Source organism: Castellaniella sp. S9, from assembly GCF_027257175.1.
Taxonomy (GTDB): domain Bacteria; phylum Pseudomonadota; class Gammaproteobacteria; order Burkholderiales; family Burkholderiaceae_B; genus Castellaniella.
This window is the reverse complement of sequence record NZ_JAPFGD010000009.1, coordinates 136,126-151,689: the sequence shown is the minus strand read 5'-3', so window position 1 is coordinate 151,689 and position 15,564 is coordinate 136,126. Positions and strand designations below refer to the sequence as shown.

Here is a 15,564-nt window from a genome sequence, read left to right as displayed (position 1 = left end):
TGTCTCCTTCTTCGAGTAGATGGGAAACCGCGCCCTATCGGGCGCTCACCAGAACTGCATTCGACGCCTGCGCCGCCGCATCACCTTCGACCACGAGAATCTGCGCGACGGAAGGCGTTTTCGACGACATGGTGGTCACCGCGTCTCGCAGCGGGCCGATCACCGTGCCGTTGGCCGCCCCGGCGGGGTTGGTCTTGAAACTCGCGATCGGCGAACGCTGGCTGCTCACATACACGTTGTACACCGTTTGCGGCTTGAGCTTGAAGAGGAAGACTTCCAGAGCGTCCACCAGCCCCAGGTTGCGCGCCACGACGAAGCCGCGGGCCTCTCCCTGCGTGGCTTTGAGCGTAATGTTGACTGGCTCGTCGTTGACGCGGGGCACGAGGTGGGCTGTGCCCGTGCCGCTGGGCACGGCGTTCGACACATAGACCAGCGCCTGCGGGGCCTGCCCCACGGGTGCGCGAGCGATCACCCGGTCGGTGGCGGTGTCGATCACGTCCACCGCGTCACCGTTTTCCAGCCCCACGTACATGCGCGTGCCATCGTCGGATGGCCAGATGCCGTGCGGTAGCGCGCCCACCGGGATGGTGGCCAGCAGCTTGGGCGTGGCGTCGGTGGTGTAGACCTTCACCACGTGCTCGCCGCCGATGGTCACGTAGGCCAGCGTGCCGCGTGCGGTCTTGGCGAACCCGAGGTGGTTGGTGATGAATCCGGTCTCGATCACGCCCTTGACCTGAAGCGTATCGGTGTCGATGCGGGTCACCTTGCCCACGTCCTTGTGCGTCATCCACACTTCCTTGAAGTCCGGGGTGAACTGCAGGAAGGGCGAGAACGGGCTGACCACCGGGATGCGCTTGATCACCTTGCGCGTGGGCACGTCGATCACGTCCACCTCCGGCGTGAAGCTGTGCACCACGAAGGCGATGTTCTTCTGCGGATGGAACAGCACCATGCCCGGCCCGGGCGCGGTTTCGATGCGGCCGACTTCCTTGAAGGTCGCGGCATCGATCACGGACACGTAGTTCTCGCCGCGCACGACCGCCCACACGTGCTTGCCGTCCGGCGTGAAGAACGCCTCGTGCGGCGAGCGGCCGATGTAGGCGATGCCTTTGACCTGGTTGGTGGCGGTGTCGATGAAGGCGACCGAATTGGAGCCGTTGGAAATCGCGACCAGGGTCTTGTGGTCAGGCGAGAAGCCCAGGCCGTGCACGTTGAGCTCACCCTTGTACAACGGCGACAGCACCTCCGGCCGCACGTTGCCCAGCCGGATCTGGCCCAGCAGCGTGTTGGACGAAGGATCGATCACCGACACCGTGTTGGTGTTCTGGTCGGCGGTGTAGACGCGATCGGCGGGGGCCGGCGCGGCCAGCACGATGCTGCTGAACAATGCCAGCGGCAGAGTGAGGGAGAGTCGTTTCATCACCGGGTTCCTTGTGTTGTGCTGGTGGAGTGGGATGGGTTGCCCGCTGCGTCCTGGGTGGCGGCACCGTCGGCAGGTCGTGCGAGCCAGGCCTGCATCAGCCGGATTTCGTTGTGTTGCTCGGTGATGATCGACAGCGCCAGGTTGCGCAGCTCGGGGTCCTGGGTATGCAGGAGGACGGCCTTGGCCATGTCGATGGCGCCTTGATGGTGCGGAATCATCATCGTGACGAAGTCGTGGTCCGGGTTGCCGTTCATCGGCGCGGCGCGCATGTCGTGCTCCATCACCGCCATCGCGTCGTCCATCAATTGGGCGAAAGGTTTGGCCGTGCTCGCCACGAAAGCCGGCGGGGATTGCATTAGGGTTGCGGCCGGGTGGGAGTGGGCGTGTTGCGCCAGCGCCGGTGAAGCTACCAACATGGCCAAGGCAGCAAACACCAGCGGGCGGGTTGATCTCGAGAGCAACGTGATCGTGAAGGCGGGGGTCTGCATGCGTTCAGCTCGGTTGCAGTTGGGAATAGACGGCTGTTGCGATGCGCGCGAGCTCGCCCTTGTTGATACCGGCCGACAAAGCATAGCCAAATTTGCCGTCGATCCAATAGAACACGTTGACCGGCCCCTCCTGTGCGAAGCGGAAGCCGGTGTCCTGGTTGGCGGCCTGCTCGTGGGTGACATACAGGGTCAGCCGCTGCCCCGTGGCGTCGTGGTACATGAACTGCGCCACCGGGCCGCTTGATCCCGGCAGCAGGCGCCCGCCGATCAGCTCGTAGCCCAGCGCGCCCAGCTTCGGGGGGCGGATCTTTGCGCCCAGGCGCTTGGACAGCCAGGCGACCAGCTGGTCTTCCTGGTCGGCGCCGATCTCCACCGGGCGCCGCACGTCGGGGCTGTAGACCACGTGCGCGATGGCGGCTTGCCGGGACAGGCTGCCGGCCGCCGCGTTGATGATGGCCGCCGGTCCACGGGTCGATCGGGCGAGCATCTCTGGCGGTTGCAAGGCGCCTCGCCCCAGCCAGCCTGCGCCTGCACCCACAAACACCAGTGAAAAGCCCGCGGCCACGCGTTCGAGCGACCAGCGCGACAGGCGCGTTCCCGCGTGGGGTGCAGCGGAGCGCGTGCGCGGCGCACGGGCAGCCTGCAGCAATACGTCGGGAACGGGTTCATCCAGCAGCGACCCGTACAGCGCCTTGATCGCCTGCTTGTCTTGCCGGTAGGCCTGCAGGCGCTGCGCCTCCTGCGGGCGCTCTGCCAGGTAGCTTTCGATCTCGGCGCGCCGGTATTCGGGCAACAGGCCATCGACATAAGCCTGCAGATCGGCTTCGGTGATGGGCAATGCGTTCATTTCACCACCTTCAGAGTCTGGGGTTGAGAACGCCCCTCCATCACGCCACCCAGGCGAGCCCGCCCACGCGACAGGCGCGACATCACGGTGCCCAGTGGCACGCCGAGCGTACGCGCGATCTCCTCGTAGCTCATGTCTTCCAGCGCCACCAGCAGCAGCACCTCGCGCTGCTCGGTCGGAATCTGCCGCAGCGCGGTTTCGAGATCTCTCATGTCCAGGCCATCGGTCTGTGAAGCCCTCACCGGCAACGCCAGCGCTTCGTCATGCAGGGGCACGGTCGCCACGGCGGGCCGGCGGCGCTGGTCCACATGCAGGTTGTGCAGGATGCTAAACAGCCAGGCGCGCATATCGCCGTCCGGCCGCCAACTGTCGATGCGCGCCCAGGCCCGCTCCAGGGTGTCCTGTACCAGGTCGTCGGCAGCGGCGCGGTCGCCCACGAGCGCGCAGGCGTAGCGGTGCAGGCGCGGCAGGGCGGCGACCATAAGCGCGCCCGCCTCGGTCAGTGACACCTCCTGCGCATTCATCGCGCCGGGGCCTGTGTGGCCGATCAGTAGCTGGCGACCGCCAGTTTCGGATCGATCTGCCAGGTTTCGTTGACGATCTTCGCGTCGCGGTAGATCAACACATAGCGCACTTTGATTGGCTGCTTGCCCTCGAACTGCACATTGGCGGTCACGGTCGCGCCCCTGGGGTTGGCGGCTTCCTCGACCTTGTCGACCGACACCTTCAAGGCCCCTTGGGACTTGGTGAACTTTTCCCACACGCCGCGGATCGCATCGGCGCCCGCGTAGCTGCCGTCCAGCGGCCCCCCAACCCAGGTGAGGTGGGCGTTGTCGGCATAGCCGCGCATCAGCGCGGCCAGATCGCCCGAGCCGATGGCCTGGAAGTGCGTGCGGGCGTCGTCGGCGGGTCCGGCGAACGCCGTGCCGCTGAACAGGGTCGCGAGAGCGAAAGCGGTGGCGGTGGCGGTGGCGGTGAGTCGTTTCATGATCGGTAGTCCTTAGTACGTGGGTGGAAGAAATGAGGTTGACATTGAGGTATACGGGAGCGTCGGCCGGTTTATTCCCGCCTGGGCGCAAAACTCATCGCCTCATCGCGGCATGCTTCACCCCAGCCAGTGGCTGACGGCCCGGTTCACACCATAGCCGCCGACCATCAGAAAACCGAACAGCGTGGCCGCCAGCAGCAAGGGCTTAAGGCCCGCTTGGCGGATGGCTCCCACGTGGGTACGCAGCCCGAGCGCGGCCATCGCCATGGCCAGCAGCACGGTGTCGAGCTGCACCAGGGCCGCGACCCATTGCGGCGGCAGCCACCCCAGCGAATTCACGCCGGCGGCGGCGATGAACACCAGCGCGAACCAGGGAATGGTGATGCGGGCCGCGCCACCCTGTCCGTCGGCCCGGACGGCCCTTGACAGCGCCAGCAGGAACGGCGCAAGCATCATCACGCGCAGCATCTTGACGATGACGGCCGTGGCGGCGGCCGGCTCGCTGACGCTGCGCCCGGCGGCCACCACCTGCGCCACCTCGTGGATCGTCGAGCCCGCGTACACGCCATAGGCCTGCTCGGACAGGTGCAGGTACGGGTACAGCAGCGGGTAGGCGAACATCGCCAGCGTGCCGAACACGACCACCGTGGCCACGGCCACCGACACCTTGTGCGCCTGCGCGCGCACCACCGGCTCGGCGGCCATCACGGCGGCGGCGCCGCAGATCGCGCTGCCCGCGCCGATCAGCATCGAGGTCTGCCGGTCCAGCTTGAACACGCGCGTGCCCAGCTGCAGCGCGAGAACAAAGGTCAGCGCCACCATCAGCGCATCGATCACCACGCCGGCCCAGCCGATGGCGCCGATCTGCTGGAAGGTGATGCGAAAACCGTACAGCACGATGCCCGCGCGCAGCAGCCGGTTCTTGGAGAAATCGACCCCGGCAGCCGTGTGCGCGGCGATGGCCGGAAAGAACGTGTTGCCGGCCACGATGCCCAGCACGATGGCCAGCGTCAGCGCCGACAGGCCCCAGCGCCCCGCCCAAGGCGTCTGCGCCGCCACCATGGCGGCGGCGGCAAGTAGCCCCGCCAGCGCCAGGCCTTGCCACCAGGCACGCGTCCTCCAGGTCGGAGGCGCAGAGGTCGTGGCGGACAACGAGGTGGACATGGTCGGACTCCTTCACGGAAAACGTTGGCTGGCGCTTAGAGACCGCTATGAGCGCCGCGATGCACGTCAGCTTCCTGCATCTGGTACCATGAGTCCAATACATTCTTTTCAAGAAAACGTAACTTTAAGTTATGCGACTGAATCTTCACCTGCTGCGCGTGTTCTTCACTGTGGCTGAGCTGCGAAGCTTCTCGCGCGCGGCCGAGGCCCTGTTCATCAGCCAGCCCGCTGTCTCCAAAGCCGTGCGCGAGCTGGAATGCCAGATCGGCCTACCCTTGCTCGAACGTGGCGCGGGCGGCCCCAAGAGCGCCCGGGGCGTGCAACTGACGCCGGACGGTGCGGCGGTGTTCGAGCATGCACGGGGCATCTTTGCGCTGGAGCGGGCCGCGATCGAAGACGTGCAGGCGCGCGTGGGGCTGCAGCGCGGTCGCCTGCGGGTGGGGGCCAGCACCACCGTGGGTGCCTACTGGCTGCCCCAACTGCTGGCGGACTTTGTGCATCGCCATCCAGCCGTCGATGTGCAAGTGGTTCAGGGCAACACGCAGATGGTCTGCGAGGCCCTGCTCGACTGCCGCATCGACATCGGTCTGGTCGAGGGCGATGTGCACGACCCGCGTCTTGCAGCGCACACGTGGCGCGAGGAGCCGCTGTGCGTCGTCGCTGGCGTGCACTCGCCGCTGGCGCGCAGCCGACGCCTCACCGCCGCCACACTGAGCAGCGAGATCTGGCTGCTGCGCGAGCCGGGCTCCGGCACCCGCGACGTGGCCCACCGGCTGCTGCACGAACTCGCGATCCGGCCACAGCGATGCATAGAGATCGGCAGCAACGAAGGCATCGCCCGCGCCGTCGCGGCCGGCCTGGGGGTGGCACTGCTGCCGATGCGCGTGGTGCGCGAGCTGCTGGCGCTGCGTGAAGTGGCTGCCCTCAAGCTATCAGGCGCACCCAAGCTGGTCCGGCTCCTGTGGCGCGTGGAACTGAAGGGCCGTCCGCCGTCGCCGCTGGTGCTGGCCTGGCGTGAGGCGCTGGCGCGCCCGCTCGCGCACTGACCGGGCGCGAGCGGGCCGCTCTGCTGTCGTTGCCTTCAGGAGTAGTCGTCTGAGCTGCGCGAGTTACTGGCACCAGATCGCATTCACAAGCTGACCGAGCAGGAGTTCGTAGATGCCGTTTCCCGGGTGCACGCGATCCGAGACCAGGCCGTCAGGCAGGGATACGAGCACTTGGTCTTGCCTGACCGACCGCAGGCCGGCGACGACAAGGTGGAAAAGTTCGGCGAGTGGCTCTGACGGCAGCGATTCGCGGAACGCGATCCGCAGCGACGACTGCCGAAGTGGCTTATTGCTTCAATCGCCGATTCGATCTTAAAACCACCCTCCCGCGCCTGATCATCGCAGCGGCGCGTACGTGCGCTTGCCCGTTGCAGATGATCAGGTGGGCTGAGGGACATTGCTAATCAAGAGTACTTGTGGCGTCCCCTTGAAATCTACACACCAGGGCACCACATCGCAATTGTTTCCAAGCACCTGCAACGATTGGAGTTACCAGGATTTAGTGGACACCTGAGCGGCGGGACCGATGTGCCGCTTCGAACTCGATGGGACTAACGCCACCGAGGTAGCTGTGCCGACGGATCGGATTGTAGAAGCCTTCGATGTACTCGGATACGTCCAAGGCAGCCGTTTGGCGGTCCGCGTAGATGCGCTTCTTGATGCGCTCCTTCTTCAGGCTTCCGAAGAAAGACTCGGCAACTGCGTTATCCCAGCAGTTCGCCCGCCTGCTCATGCTTGGCTCAAGATGGTTGGCCTTGCAGAAGCGTCGCCACGCGTCGCTTCCATACTGCGTTCCCTGATCCGAGTGGATCAGGGTCTTTCTTGGGCGCCGAGCACGAACGGCCTTCAAGACGGCTTCTAGGACCAGCTCTCGATGAATCGTCGGCTTGACGGCCCAGCCTACGACCTTGCGCGAGAAGAGGTCCACGACGACGGCCAAATAGAGCCATCCTTGCCAGGTACGGATGTAGGTGATGTCCGTAACCCAGGCCTCGTTGGGCCTCGACACCGTGAACTGACGCTGCAGCACGTTAGGGATCAATGCGTGCGGCTTTGCAACCGGGATATGACGTATGCGGTAGCCGTGTAACGCCTGGAGGCCGTTCTCGCGCATGAGGCGTGCAACCCTGTGCTTGCTGCATTTCTCACCGCGTTCGCGTAGATCCTGCAGCACCCTGGGGGCGCCATAGATCCCGTGACTTGCGGTGAAAGATGATCGTATGAGACGTAGCAGGCGCGCATCTTCCTGGGCTCGATCGGACACCGGATGATCGAGCCAAGCGTAGTAGCCAGCACGAGCAACTCCAAGCAGCCGACACATCATCTGAACGCTGAACTCATTCCGATGCGACTCAATGAACTGATAAGCCCGCCGAGTCCGGCTTGGAACCTTCTTCGAAGACATGATGCTTGCCTCCCGCTGATCGCATGGATGCTAGACCTGTCCACAAGATGCTGGTAACTCCACGATGCCATCTGAGCGCACCCGCAATGTGCTGCAGGCGGGCGCATTCCTCAGGCAGCTAGCGGCCAGCCAAGCCGTGCCGAAAGAGGTGCGGCAAGAGGCATATCGACTGCTGCGGCACTATCCAACCGTCAGCGACATCGAGGCGATTGCTGAGCACGAAGAGCGGCTGCGAGCGCTGACCCAGTCGGCCTTCGTACGGCCCTACCTGAGCAGCGAGATCGAGGCGGATTGGTTCTCCGGGTACCCGCTTGGCCCTCATCGCATCTGACCATGAAGCAACCGAGCAGGCCGCGTGGAAGAGGGACTACGTCTGCGGAGACAGCGCTGGAGGCTTCCTTTGAACGGGCCCGCGACAGTGCAGCCGAGGAACGCGCATTCTTCAAGCGACTGATGGATGCGATCGTGTACGTGCATGCGCCCGTCTCGGACGACGCGCGGACACTGCGCCTCGTCCAGTTCCGCCATCCTGACGGTTTCGATGCGATCCCTTTCTTTACCTCGCTCGACAAGGCGCAGGCGGCCAGCTCGGCTGCTGTCAGAATTCTGGGAGTTTCAGGCCGTGAGCTGCTAACCGGTACTCGCGGCGCGACGTTGATGCTCAATCCCAACGACGGCGGCGTTGTCCTGTACCCGGAAGAGGTTGCGACATTGTTGGATACGGGCTTTCTGGCCAGGGTGGAACGGCTGGCGCCGGCGGAGTTCGCGGTGAGGCCTGCCCAGGCCGCACCGGCTTGGCTCGCTCCGGCCATCAGCGGCAGCCTTGAGCACGCCGACTTCGTCTCGTCGGCGTATCTCCTGGAAACTCACTCGTCAGGGGGCGTCGAACAGCCTCCCGGTCTGTTGATCTGGCTCGTGGTCGACCTGGCTTTCGCCGAGCGGGCGGCTCGTCTGGTGACCACCGCCATACAGCCCTTATGCTCAGATTTGGAAGTAATCATCGACTTGGCGGTCCATGACGTATCGCTGCCTTTGCTGGCGGGCTTGGATGATCCCCAGATCCTGCCCATATTCACGAGAATCAAGCCAACTTGAGCGCAGCTCATCGGCCTATGAGCCCTGAAGACAAGCTACTAGCACTCCTTCCGGAATTGACCGAGGAAGAGAAGGATCGGCGGACCCGCGAGGGTATGGCCGACGTCGACGCTGGACGTACGATCCCGCACGAGGAACTACTGCAATGGATCAGGCGATGGTCGGAGCCTTCCTGAGCAGTACTCCAAGAATGCCTGTGTCACGCGGCTTCTGGTTCGATCAAGCCTAGGTCTGTAATCCACGAACTGCCTGACGTCAAGGGGTGTTTCCTCGTTGAATCATGGTGTTAGAGCCGATTCGGCTGTTTTTCTCACGAATCCCTGCCGACCCTCTATATGGATAAGGCTGCTGTAGGGGCTGGTCGCGATCCCCGCGGCAAGCTTCCTGCTGATGAAATGTAGACATTCAAGTTCCGCGTGGTTTGCCTGGAGCTTCTAGGCCACGGCGAATCAGAGGGACTGGATGTATCATTCGCCGTGTACCGGGATGTGCTCGCAGCCTTGCTGGAGCACTTGGACATCGAGACGGCGGACATGTGTGGACTTTCCAAGGGCGCACGAGTCGGCCTGGACCTGGCAGCACAGATGCCACGGCGCGTACGGCGACTGGTCGTTGTCAATGCTTTCGCACGCCTGGGGCCACCTGATCACCTCGAGCGTGCGAAGCTGAAGCGCTACGCGCTGCTCGGGCAACCGGGCGGACGGCAACTATGGGCGGACCGACTGATCGGACTGATGGGCGTACGGGGATTATTCAACCATAGCGAACGGTTTCCGGCGCGCTGCGTCGCAATTTAATGCGGCGCATATACAGGGGCTTTTCAGTGAGCGCATCGAATACGACCAGCGCGCGGTGCTGTCGCGCGTCATGGCACCGACGCTTTTAATGCGTGGCATGCACGATGGCTTCGTGTCCGAATACTGCGTTCAAAAGATGCACAAACTGATTCGTCGATCCTCGATGGTGTTGTTGCGGAATACCGGTCATCTGCTGTATCTCGAACAACCGGCCGTGTTCAACCAGTATCTCTCAACGTTTCTCGAAGAATAAAAATTGCCGCTCCCTATCTTTCGTCAGTCGTGACTGTTTCCTACAGTTGCAGTGGCGCTAAGCGTTCTGTTTAGGGCAGTTGATCTGCATACTTTGCGGAAACCCTGCTTTCCACAGGCTTGCGTCGGTCTCGAGTATTTGGCCGATAAGGTTGCGCACAGTCGGCAGTCGCTCATGTCGTCGAAATAACGCCTCCACCTCCGAGGTAATGGCAGGTCCAGAGATCTCCCTGTAAAACACATTCGGCAGTTGGATGATTTGGGTCAAGATACTGGGAATGACCGCAACGCCCACACCAAGCGCCACCTGCGTCAGCACCGCAACCAAAGTTCCAGGGGCCGAGACGATATGTGGATTGAATCTCCCGCGCTTACCCACCTCGCGCAGTCCCAGCGCCTGCTCCGGAACCACAAACGACTCGTTCGCTAGTGCCCGCGGATGAATGTCACTGGGCGTCTGGGCCAAGATGTGGTCTGCCGGCAGAGCCAAGCAGAATCGGTCTCGTGCCAGGATATGGCTTGAGATCGAAGGTGGCAGGAGCACAGGCGTCCGGACAAGGGCCACATCGATTCTGCCTTCCTCAAGGAGGGTCGTGAGTTGGTCGGTTGGGAACTCCTTTGTGTTTACCATGACGTCAGGCCATTGATTGCGAAATCGCTGAACTTGGTCCTGGAGTACTCCGAAGAAGGCTGCTGAACCCACATAGCCGATCTCCACTCTTCCGACTTGGCCGCGACCGGCACGGCGGCCCACGTGGATCGCCCTATCAAGTTGCTCGAGGGTAGCGCGCGCTTCCGTCAGGAAGGCTTCTCCAGCAGGTGTCAAGCTGACTGACCGCTTTGTTCGATTGAACAGCCGCGCCTGCAACAAGCGTTCGACTTCCTGAATCTGCGCAGTCAATGTCGGGGGAGATAGCCCAAGCTGCTCAGCAGAGCGTGAAAAGTGCAGATTTTCTGCAACCGTGACGAACGAGCGGAGATGACGGATGTCCATGGTTATCGAGTTTTCTATTCATTTTTACTGAATTATCTTAACAAACTGCTTTATTGAACTGAATTGTCGGCCCTGCTTCAATGACAGGAATCTACTTTCATTGGAGTTTCGTGATGTCTCGTTTTTCACATCGGACAGCGGCACTTGCGCTTGCTGGCTCACTTGCACTGGCTTCGTTGCCGGCGGCCGCAGTCGAGTTGCCTAGCCAGCCGGTGCTCACCCTTGCTGCCGCACAACAGGTCCTCTCAGCTGCGCAATCCAAGGCACAAGCGTCTGGTTGGCCGTGCGTAATTGCCGTTGTCGACAGTTCCGGTTCGCCCATCCTTCTGCTTCGCATGGACAACGCGGCTGTGCCTGCAGGTGTAGAACTCGCTCCAGGTAAGGCGCGCACCGCTGCGCTCTTTCGACGTCCCAGCGGTGCGCTCGAGGATGCGATCAACGGTTCTCGACCTGCCGCCATCACTGCCCAAGGTTTCGTCCTGATGCGTGGCGGACTTCCTATCGTCGTCAACGGACACACTGTTGGGGCCATCGGAGTATCCGCGGACACCCCCCAGCATGATGAAGAAATCGCCCAAGCCGGCATAGCGGCACTCAAATAGCCGATCCCACGATGAATAATTCAGTTACCCGCCCCGCGATGAGGAAAGAGACCGCAATTCTCTTTGTCGCGTCAACCGGCTGCGCAATGACCGTCCTCGACACAAACGTCGTTGGTATCGTTCTGCCAACCATCGCCAGGGATCTACAGGCCTCGTTTGCCGAAGTGGAGTGGGTCATCAGTACCTATGTTCTATGCTTCGCAGCCCTACTCCTTCCCGCCGGCTCCATCGCTGACCGCTATGGCCGACGAAGGGTTTTTCTTTTCGGGATAGCACTCTTTGCAATTGCATCGCTGGCCTGTGGTCTGGCGCCTTCGGCACCGGGACTGTATCTGGCTAGGGCGGTTCAGGGAGTTGGGGCCGCGTTCCTTCTCGCCCCTGCCTTGGCCATCATCGGACACACATTCCACGATGAAAACGCACGTGGCCGTGCGTGGGCGATATGGGGTGGCATCATGGGGCTCACGATGGTCGTCTCGCCGCTGATTGGTGGAGCGATCAGCAGCGTGCTCGGCTGGCGCTGGGCTTTCCACATCAACCTTCCGATCTGTGTACTGCTTGCGATAGCGGTACTTACGCTGGTGGAGGAGTCGCGTGACCCAACACCGCGGACCTTGGACATCCCAGGAATCGTTCTCTTCGCACTAGCAATGTTTAGTGTCACCTGGGCCCTGATCGTCGGACCCAGCCACGGTTGGATGAGCGGCCCAGTTTTGTTGCGAATTGCGGGCGGCCTGTTGTTGTTCGCTGTCTTTGTCTGGGTTGAACGGCGTCGCACTCATCCAATGCTCGATCTTGAGCTTTTCACGGCTTGGCCCTTCGTGGGAGCGGTGTTGGCGATGTTCGCCTACGCCTCGTCGGCCCAGGTCATGGCATCGCTGCTGCCGTTGTTTCTGCAAAACGGCCGTGGCAATGGAGCACTTGCGGCGGGGATCGGCATGCTGCCCTTTGCTCTTGCCATGCTGATTTTTCCGCAAGTCGGCCGGCGACTCTCGCCGTATTTGGACAGCTCACGCATCTTGACTCTGGGTCTCGCAATCGTTGCACTGGGGAACTTGACCATGATGTTCGCCGCCCGACAACCGGGAGAGTTGTTGCTGATCGTCGGGATGGCAATCTTGGGAACAGGTGGCGGGCTGCTCAACGGCGAAACGCAGAAGGCCATCATGGGCACGGTACCCAGGCATAGGGCAGGAATGGCATCCGGCATTAGCACTACGTCACGTTTCTCTGGAATTCTGCTCGGTTTTGCCGGACTGGGGGCGGTGCTAGCCAGTGGCGTACGCTCTGCGCTCGAACAGGCAATGGCAGCGGAGCGTTTGCCGGTAGAGCCTGGATTCGTCGACAGCATCGCAGCGGGAGATCTTGAGCGTGCCGTCGGGGCTTATCCACCCGACCTCGCGGCCACGATTACTTCGCTTGCACAGCATGGCTATAGCGCGGGATTCTCACACGCCTTTTTGACGGCAGCGATCATTGCGCTTGCTTCGGCGGTGGTCGTGTTCGTCACGATGCGACGCCGAGAGATAGGTACGGATTGTCAGGTGGGACTTCAACGAAGATGAGGTGGGGATCGGACAGAAGGTAACCATGTAAACGCCTTGACTTCCTGGGTCCTGTCACTTCACATGGCCAGATGTTCAGGCCATTGGGATGCTTGCGGTGCAGTTGCAGTTTCTCAAAACGCTTCTGCACCCACTGCCAGTCTTGCTGCGCATCCTGCTTGGCAAGGGACTCCACCTGGGGGTGTTCCTGCGCATAGCGCTGGAACACCCCCGGACTGACCAGATAGGCCGTGTCGCTGACCGTATGCACGAGCGCCTTCGCATCGTTGATGATGAGCCGCCGCGAGGCGACTCCCTGTTTCAGCCATGCCATGAAATGCTCGCCGGATGGCTGTGCCCCGGAGGACGAAAGTGCCGCCGGGGGCGCGGGCGATGGTGGTGGCGCTGCGGCCCTCGCTGGCGTGAGAGCTTTGGGAGGTGTGGCAGGCGCCTTGCCTGAGACGAACTGCGCCTCTTCCTTGGCGCTGGACAAGTCGTCCATGCCCACCATCGCCAGCATGTCCTCCATGACGTCCGGCATGGGGTCGACTGCGGGCGGCGTAGCAGCGACGGTGCTGCCGCTCTCCCAAGGCGGCATCTCCTGGCCATCGAGGGACGGTGGTACACCGGCCACAGGCGGCGTGGCCGGCGCACCTGCGTCGTTCTCTGCGGGCGTCGCGTCGATCACTACCGTGCCCGCAAAGGGCGTTGGCCGCTCGCCGGATTCCCAGATCAGCGCGGGAGCGAGGCGCAACAGGGTAAATGAATGGGACCAGCCGGTCGCGCTGGTGACGCTCGCGCGCCAGACTGCCTTGCCGTCCAGCGTGGGCTGCAACATCCCATGGTCCTGCAACACGTTGAATACGGCGGTGTTGTTCGCCGGGATACCGTCGATGCCCTGGGACAGCAGATGCGCGCGCAGCTTGTCGGAGACCGTCTTGCTGACCAACCACAAAGCGTCTTCCGTGAGCCAGCCATCGGAGGCTTCCGGCTGGTTCAGCTTCAGCTCTTCCTTGAGCAGGTAGCGCAACCCGTCCAGCAGCTTGCGTTGCAATGCGTGCTTGGGTGCGGCCATGGCACGCGCCGGATCGCCGCCCAGTTCCTGGGCCACGGAGGCGCGATCGGCCTGCACGACGAGTTCGCCCAGTACCCCGGCATGCTCGTACTGGCCCGCCAGGACGTAGAGCAGCGGCCCCCACAATGCAGGGTAGCCACTGAGCCAGTCCAGAAGCTGGGCGTCCAGTAGTTGGCGATAGAGCAGGCCTGTCGCGGCACTGTGTAGCCGGTACTCGCGGTCCTCGCGGTAGCGGAAGCGGTACGGCTGGCGCAGGGGGCCGTGCCAAGGGTGCCAGGTGCTGCCGTCGGCCAGCTCGACGTGGAGATCGACGGCGAGCTTGCCGATGTCGTGCAGCAGCGCCGCGTAGGCGACGGCGGCGGTCCAGGCTTCGGATTGAGCCGCCTGGTCTTCGGGGGTGCTTCCGGCCGGCAGGAGGTGCGACTGACGCAGCTTGAGGGCGTAGGCAACAATCTCCAGGCCGTGGTCCAGCATGCCGCCGGGGTACGCATGGTGATGGGCCTCCGATGCGGGAAACTGCTGGACCAGCTCGGCGTAGCGTTCCAGCGGCATGCGGTACAGGGTGGCGAACTGTTTGCGCGACAGCGACGTGCGCTGCCAGATGTGCTCCAGTAGCTTCTGCCGGCGCGGTGTCGCCAGCAGCGATGCGGCCGACTCGGGCCGCAGCCGCCCTTTCGGGGGATCGGTGGCGGGTGTTGGCGGCGGAGCGGCAGCGGCCGAGGCCCGTTTTCGCTGGAACAGTGAGAGCATGTAGGGTGTCCTGGTGGCGGGCCGACCGGAAGGCCTTTTCGCCTTTTCAGGTAGGGCCTTTCCCCTTGCGCCCCATTCCCTTGCCCTTTCGGCCCTTTGGCCTTTAACCATTTGGGTATAGGACGCCGGGCATCGATCGTCCATCGCCAATGCGGGGTGCGGGCGGTCGGATTGATGCATGAAGGCTCGCTATTCCCGGCCTACGATGGGCGATTCTTGGACGGGAGAACGCCATGAGGCATCACATTGACAAGGTAAGGAATATTCCTTACCATAGAGGCATCTCTATCAGGAGAACGGCCATGCCTGTCATTCATGAAGTTGCCACACTGACCTCCAAGGGCCAGATCACTCTGCCCAAGCCCATCCGGCAAGCGCTCGGTGTCGATGCCGGCGGCAAAGTCGCATTTGACCTGCGTGACGGCGAAGTCGTCGTGACCCGTGCCGACGCCGAGCACGAGGACCCCGCCATCGGTGCGTTTCTGAGCCTGCTGGCCCGCGACATCGAGGCTGGCCGGAACGTCCAAGGCCTGCCCGAGGATCTGGCTCGCGCCATGCTGAAGCACGCGGGGCACGGCGTGAAGCTGGACGAGGAAATCGACGGGGAAGTGGCGCTCTGATGCAACGGCATGGCTGGACGCTGCTATTCCATGACTGCGTGATCGAGCAGTTGCAGAAGTTGCATGCAGCCGCCCGGCGCGCGCAGGAGAACGATCCGAATGGCTTCGAGTCCAACGCCAACGTCAAGCTCTTCCGGGCCTTGAGTCAGTTGATGCTGGATGTGGTGCCGAGTGATCCGGCGCGCGACGAATACCGCCAGGGCAATACCTTGGGGCCGGCCCACCGCCACTGGCGACGGGCCAAGATCGGAAGGCGGTTCCGGCTGTTCTTCCGGTACGACTCCAAGGCGAAGATCATCGTTTACGCCTGGGTCAACGATGAGCAGACATTGCGGTCGTCGGGCAGCAAGTCAGACCCCTACGCCGTTTTTGAGAAGATGTTGGGGCGGGGAAATCCGCCGGACGACTGGAACGCATTGGTACTGGCAAGCAAGCAGGATTGGAGCAAACTGAAGTAGGCATCCCCCATGTAGC

The 15,564-nt window shown here is 62.9% G+C and carries 17 protein-coding genes; 8 read left to right on the top strand and 9 right to left on the bottom strand.

Annotation, left to right across the window (positions count from 1 at the left end):
• Positions 1 to 34 precede the first annotated feature (34 nt).
• From OOZ48_RS15380 to OOZ48_RS15355, 6 genes are all read right to left on the bottom strand, one after another.
• Positions 35 to 1,420, bottom strand: coding sequence for a YVTN family beta-propeller repeat protein (locus OOZ48_RS15380; RefSeq protein ID WP_044305152.1), 1,386 nt, complete (start codon positions 1,418 to 1,420; stop codon positions 35 to 37).
• Positions 1,420 to 1,911, bottom strand: coding sequence for a CopM family metallochaperone (gene copM / locus OOZ48_RS15375; protein ID WP_079391027.1), 492 nt, complete (start codon positions 1,909 to 1,911; stop codon positions 1,420 to 1,422). The genes OOZ48_RS15380 and copM overlap by 1 nt, the downstream gene beginning before the upstream one ends.
• A gap of 4 nt (positions 1,912 to 1,915) precedes the next feature.
• Positions 1,916 to 2,758: an anti-sigma factor family protein gene (locus OOZ48_RS15370; RefSeq protein WP_061960173.1), complete on the bottom strand. Its 843-nt coding sequence runs from the start codon at positions 2,756 to 2,758 to the stop codon at positions 1,916 to 1,918.
• Positions 2,755 to 3,282: an RNA polymerase sigma factor gene (locus tag OOZ48_RS15365; RefSeq protein ID WP_185807478.1), complete on the bottom strand. Its 528-nt coding sequence runs from the start codon at positions 3,280 to 3,282 to the stop codon at positions 2,755 to 2,757. The genes OOZ48_RS15370 and OOZ48_RS15365 overlap by 4 nt, the downstream gene beginning before the upstream one ends.
• 23 nt (positions 3,283 to 3,305) lie before the next feature.
• Positions 3,306 to 3,746: a nuclear transport factor 2 family protein gene (locus OOZ48_RS15360; RefSeq protein WP_044305150.1), complete on the bottom strand. Its 441-nt coding sequence runs from the start codon at positions 3,744 to 3,746 to the stop codon at positions 3,306 to 3,308.
• A gap of 117 nt (positions 3,747 to 3,863) precedes the next feature.
• On the bottom strand, positions 3,864 to 4,910 hold the full coding sequence (locus OOZ48_RS15355; protein ID WP_044305149.1) for a YeiH family protein: 1,047 nt from the start codon (positions 4,908 to 4,910) through the stop codon (positions 3,864 to 3,866).
• Between the two features lie 131 nt (positions 4,911 to 5,041).
• Here OOZ48_RS15355 and OOZ48_RS15350 point away from each other — a divergent pair, with 131 nt between their 5' ends.
• Complete coding sequence (locus tag OOZ48_RS15350; protein ID WP_202808396.1) at positions 5,042 to 5,956, top strand: LysR substrate-binding domain-containing protein; 915 nt, start codon at positions 5,042 to 5,044, stop codon at positions 5,954 to 5,956.
• A gap of 499 nt (positions 5,957 to 6,455) precedes the next feature.
• Here the strand turns inward: OOZ48_RS15350 and OOZ48_RS15345 are convergent, their stop codons facing one another.
• Entirely contained in the window at positions 6,456 to 7,361 is a 906-nt protein-coding gene (locus OOZ48_RS15345; protein ID WP_036211117.1) for an IS3 family transposase, read from the bottom strand.
• 64 nt (positions 7,362 to 7,425) lie between these two features.
• Between OOZ48_RS15345 and OOZ48_RS15340 the strand changes: the two genes are divergently transcribed.
• The 3 genes from OOZ48_RS15340 (at position 7,426) to OOZ48_RS18580 (ending at position 9,253) form a co-directional block, all read left to right on the top strand.
• Positions 7,426 to 7,692, top strand: a complete 267-nt coding sequence (locus OOZ48_RS15340) for a BPSL0761 family protein (protein ID WP_044305148.1) — start codon at positions 7,426 to 7,428, stop codon at positions 7,690 to 7,692.
• A 2-nt stretch (positions 7,693 to 7,694) separates the two neighbouring features.
• Positions 7,695 to 8,456: an SseB family protein gene (locus OOZ48_RS15335; RefSeq protein WP_079391026.1), complete on the top strand. Its 762-nt coding sequence runs from the start codon at positions 7,695 to 7,697 to the stop codon at positions 8,454 to 8,456.
• 416 nt (positions 8,457 to 8,872) lie between these two features.
• Entirely contained in the window at positions 8,873 to 9,253 is a 381-nt protein-coding gene (locus OOZ48_RS18580; protein WP_199856242.1) for an alpha/beta fold hydrolase, read from the top strand.
• Between the two features lie 310 nt (positions 9,254 to 9,563).
• Here OOZ48_RS18580 and OOZ48_RS15330 read toward each other — a convergent pair whose 3' ends face one another.
• Positions 9,564 to 10,499, bottom strand: coding sequence for a LysR family transcriptional regulator (locus OOZ48_RS15330; protein WP_269499720.1), 936 nt, complete (start codon positions 10,497 to 10,499; stop codon positions 9,564 to 9,566).
• Positions 10,500 to 10,612: 113 nt separating this feature from the next.
• Here OOZ48_RS15330 and OOZ48_RS15325 point away from each other — a divergent pair, with 113 nt between their 5' ends.
• Both OOZ48_RS15325 and OOZ48_RS15320 read left to right on the top strand, forming a co-directional pair.
• Positions 10,613 to 11,101 (top strand): GlcG/HbpS family heme-binding protein, encoded by a 489-nt coding sequence (locus OOZ48_RS15325; protein ID WP_269499719.1) that lies wholly within the window; start codon positions 10,613 to 10,615, stop codon positions 11,099 to 11,101.
• An 11-nt stretch (positions 11,102 to 11,112) separates the two neighbouring features.
• A complete protein-coding gene (locus OOZ48_RS15320; RefSeq protein WP_312483800.1) occupies positions 11,113 to 12,666 on the top strand; it encodes an MFS transporter in 1,554 nt (517 codons plus the stop codon).
• Here OOZ48_RS15320 and mobH read toward each other — a convergent pair.
• Positions 12,608 to 14,470 (bottom strand): MobH family relaxase, encoded by a 1,863-nt coding sequence (gene mobH / locus OOZ48_RS15315; RefSeq protein ID WP_269499717.1) that lies wholly within the window; start codon positions 14,468 to 14,470, stop codon positions 12,608 to 12,610. The genes OOZ48_RS15320 and mobH overlap by 59 nt on opposite strands.
• A 302-nt stretch (positions 14,471 to 14,772) precedes the next feature.
• Here mobH and OOZ48_RS15310 point away from each other — a divergent pair, with 302 nt between their 5' ends.
• Entirely contained in the window at positions 14,773 to 15,090 is a 318-nt protein-coding gene (locus OOZ48_RS15310) for a type II toxin-antitoxin system PrlF family antitoxin (RefSeq protein ID WP_041536097.1), read from the top strand.
• Entirely contained in the window at positions 15,090 to 15,548 is a 459-nt protein-coding gene (locus tag OOZ48_RS15305; protein ID WP_012112348.1) for a type II toxin-antitoxin system YhaV family toxin, read from the top strand. The genes OOZ48_RS15310 and OOZ48_RS15305 overlap by 1 nt, the downstream gene beginning before the upstream one ends.
• Positions 15,549 to 15,564 lie beyond the last annotated feature (16 nt).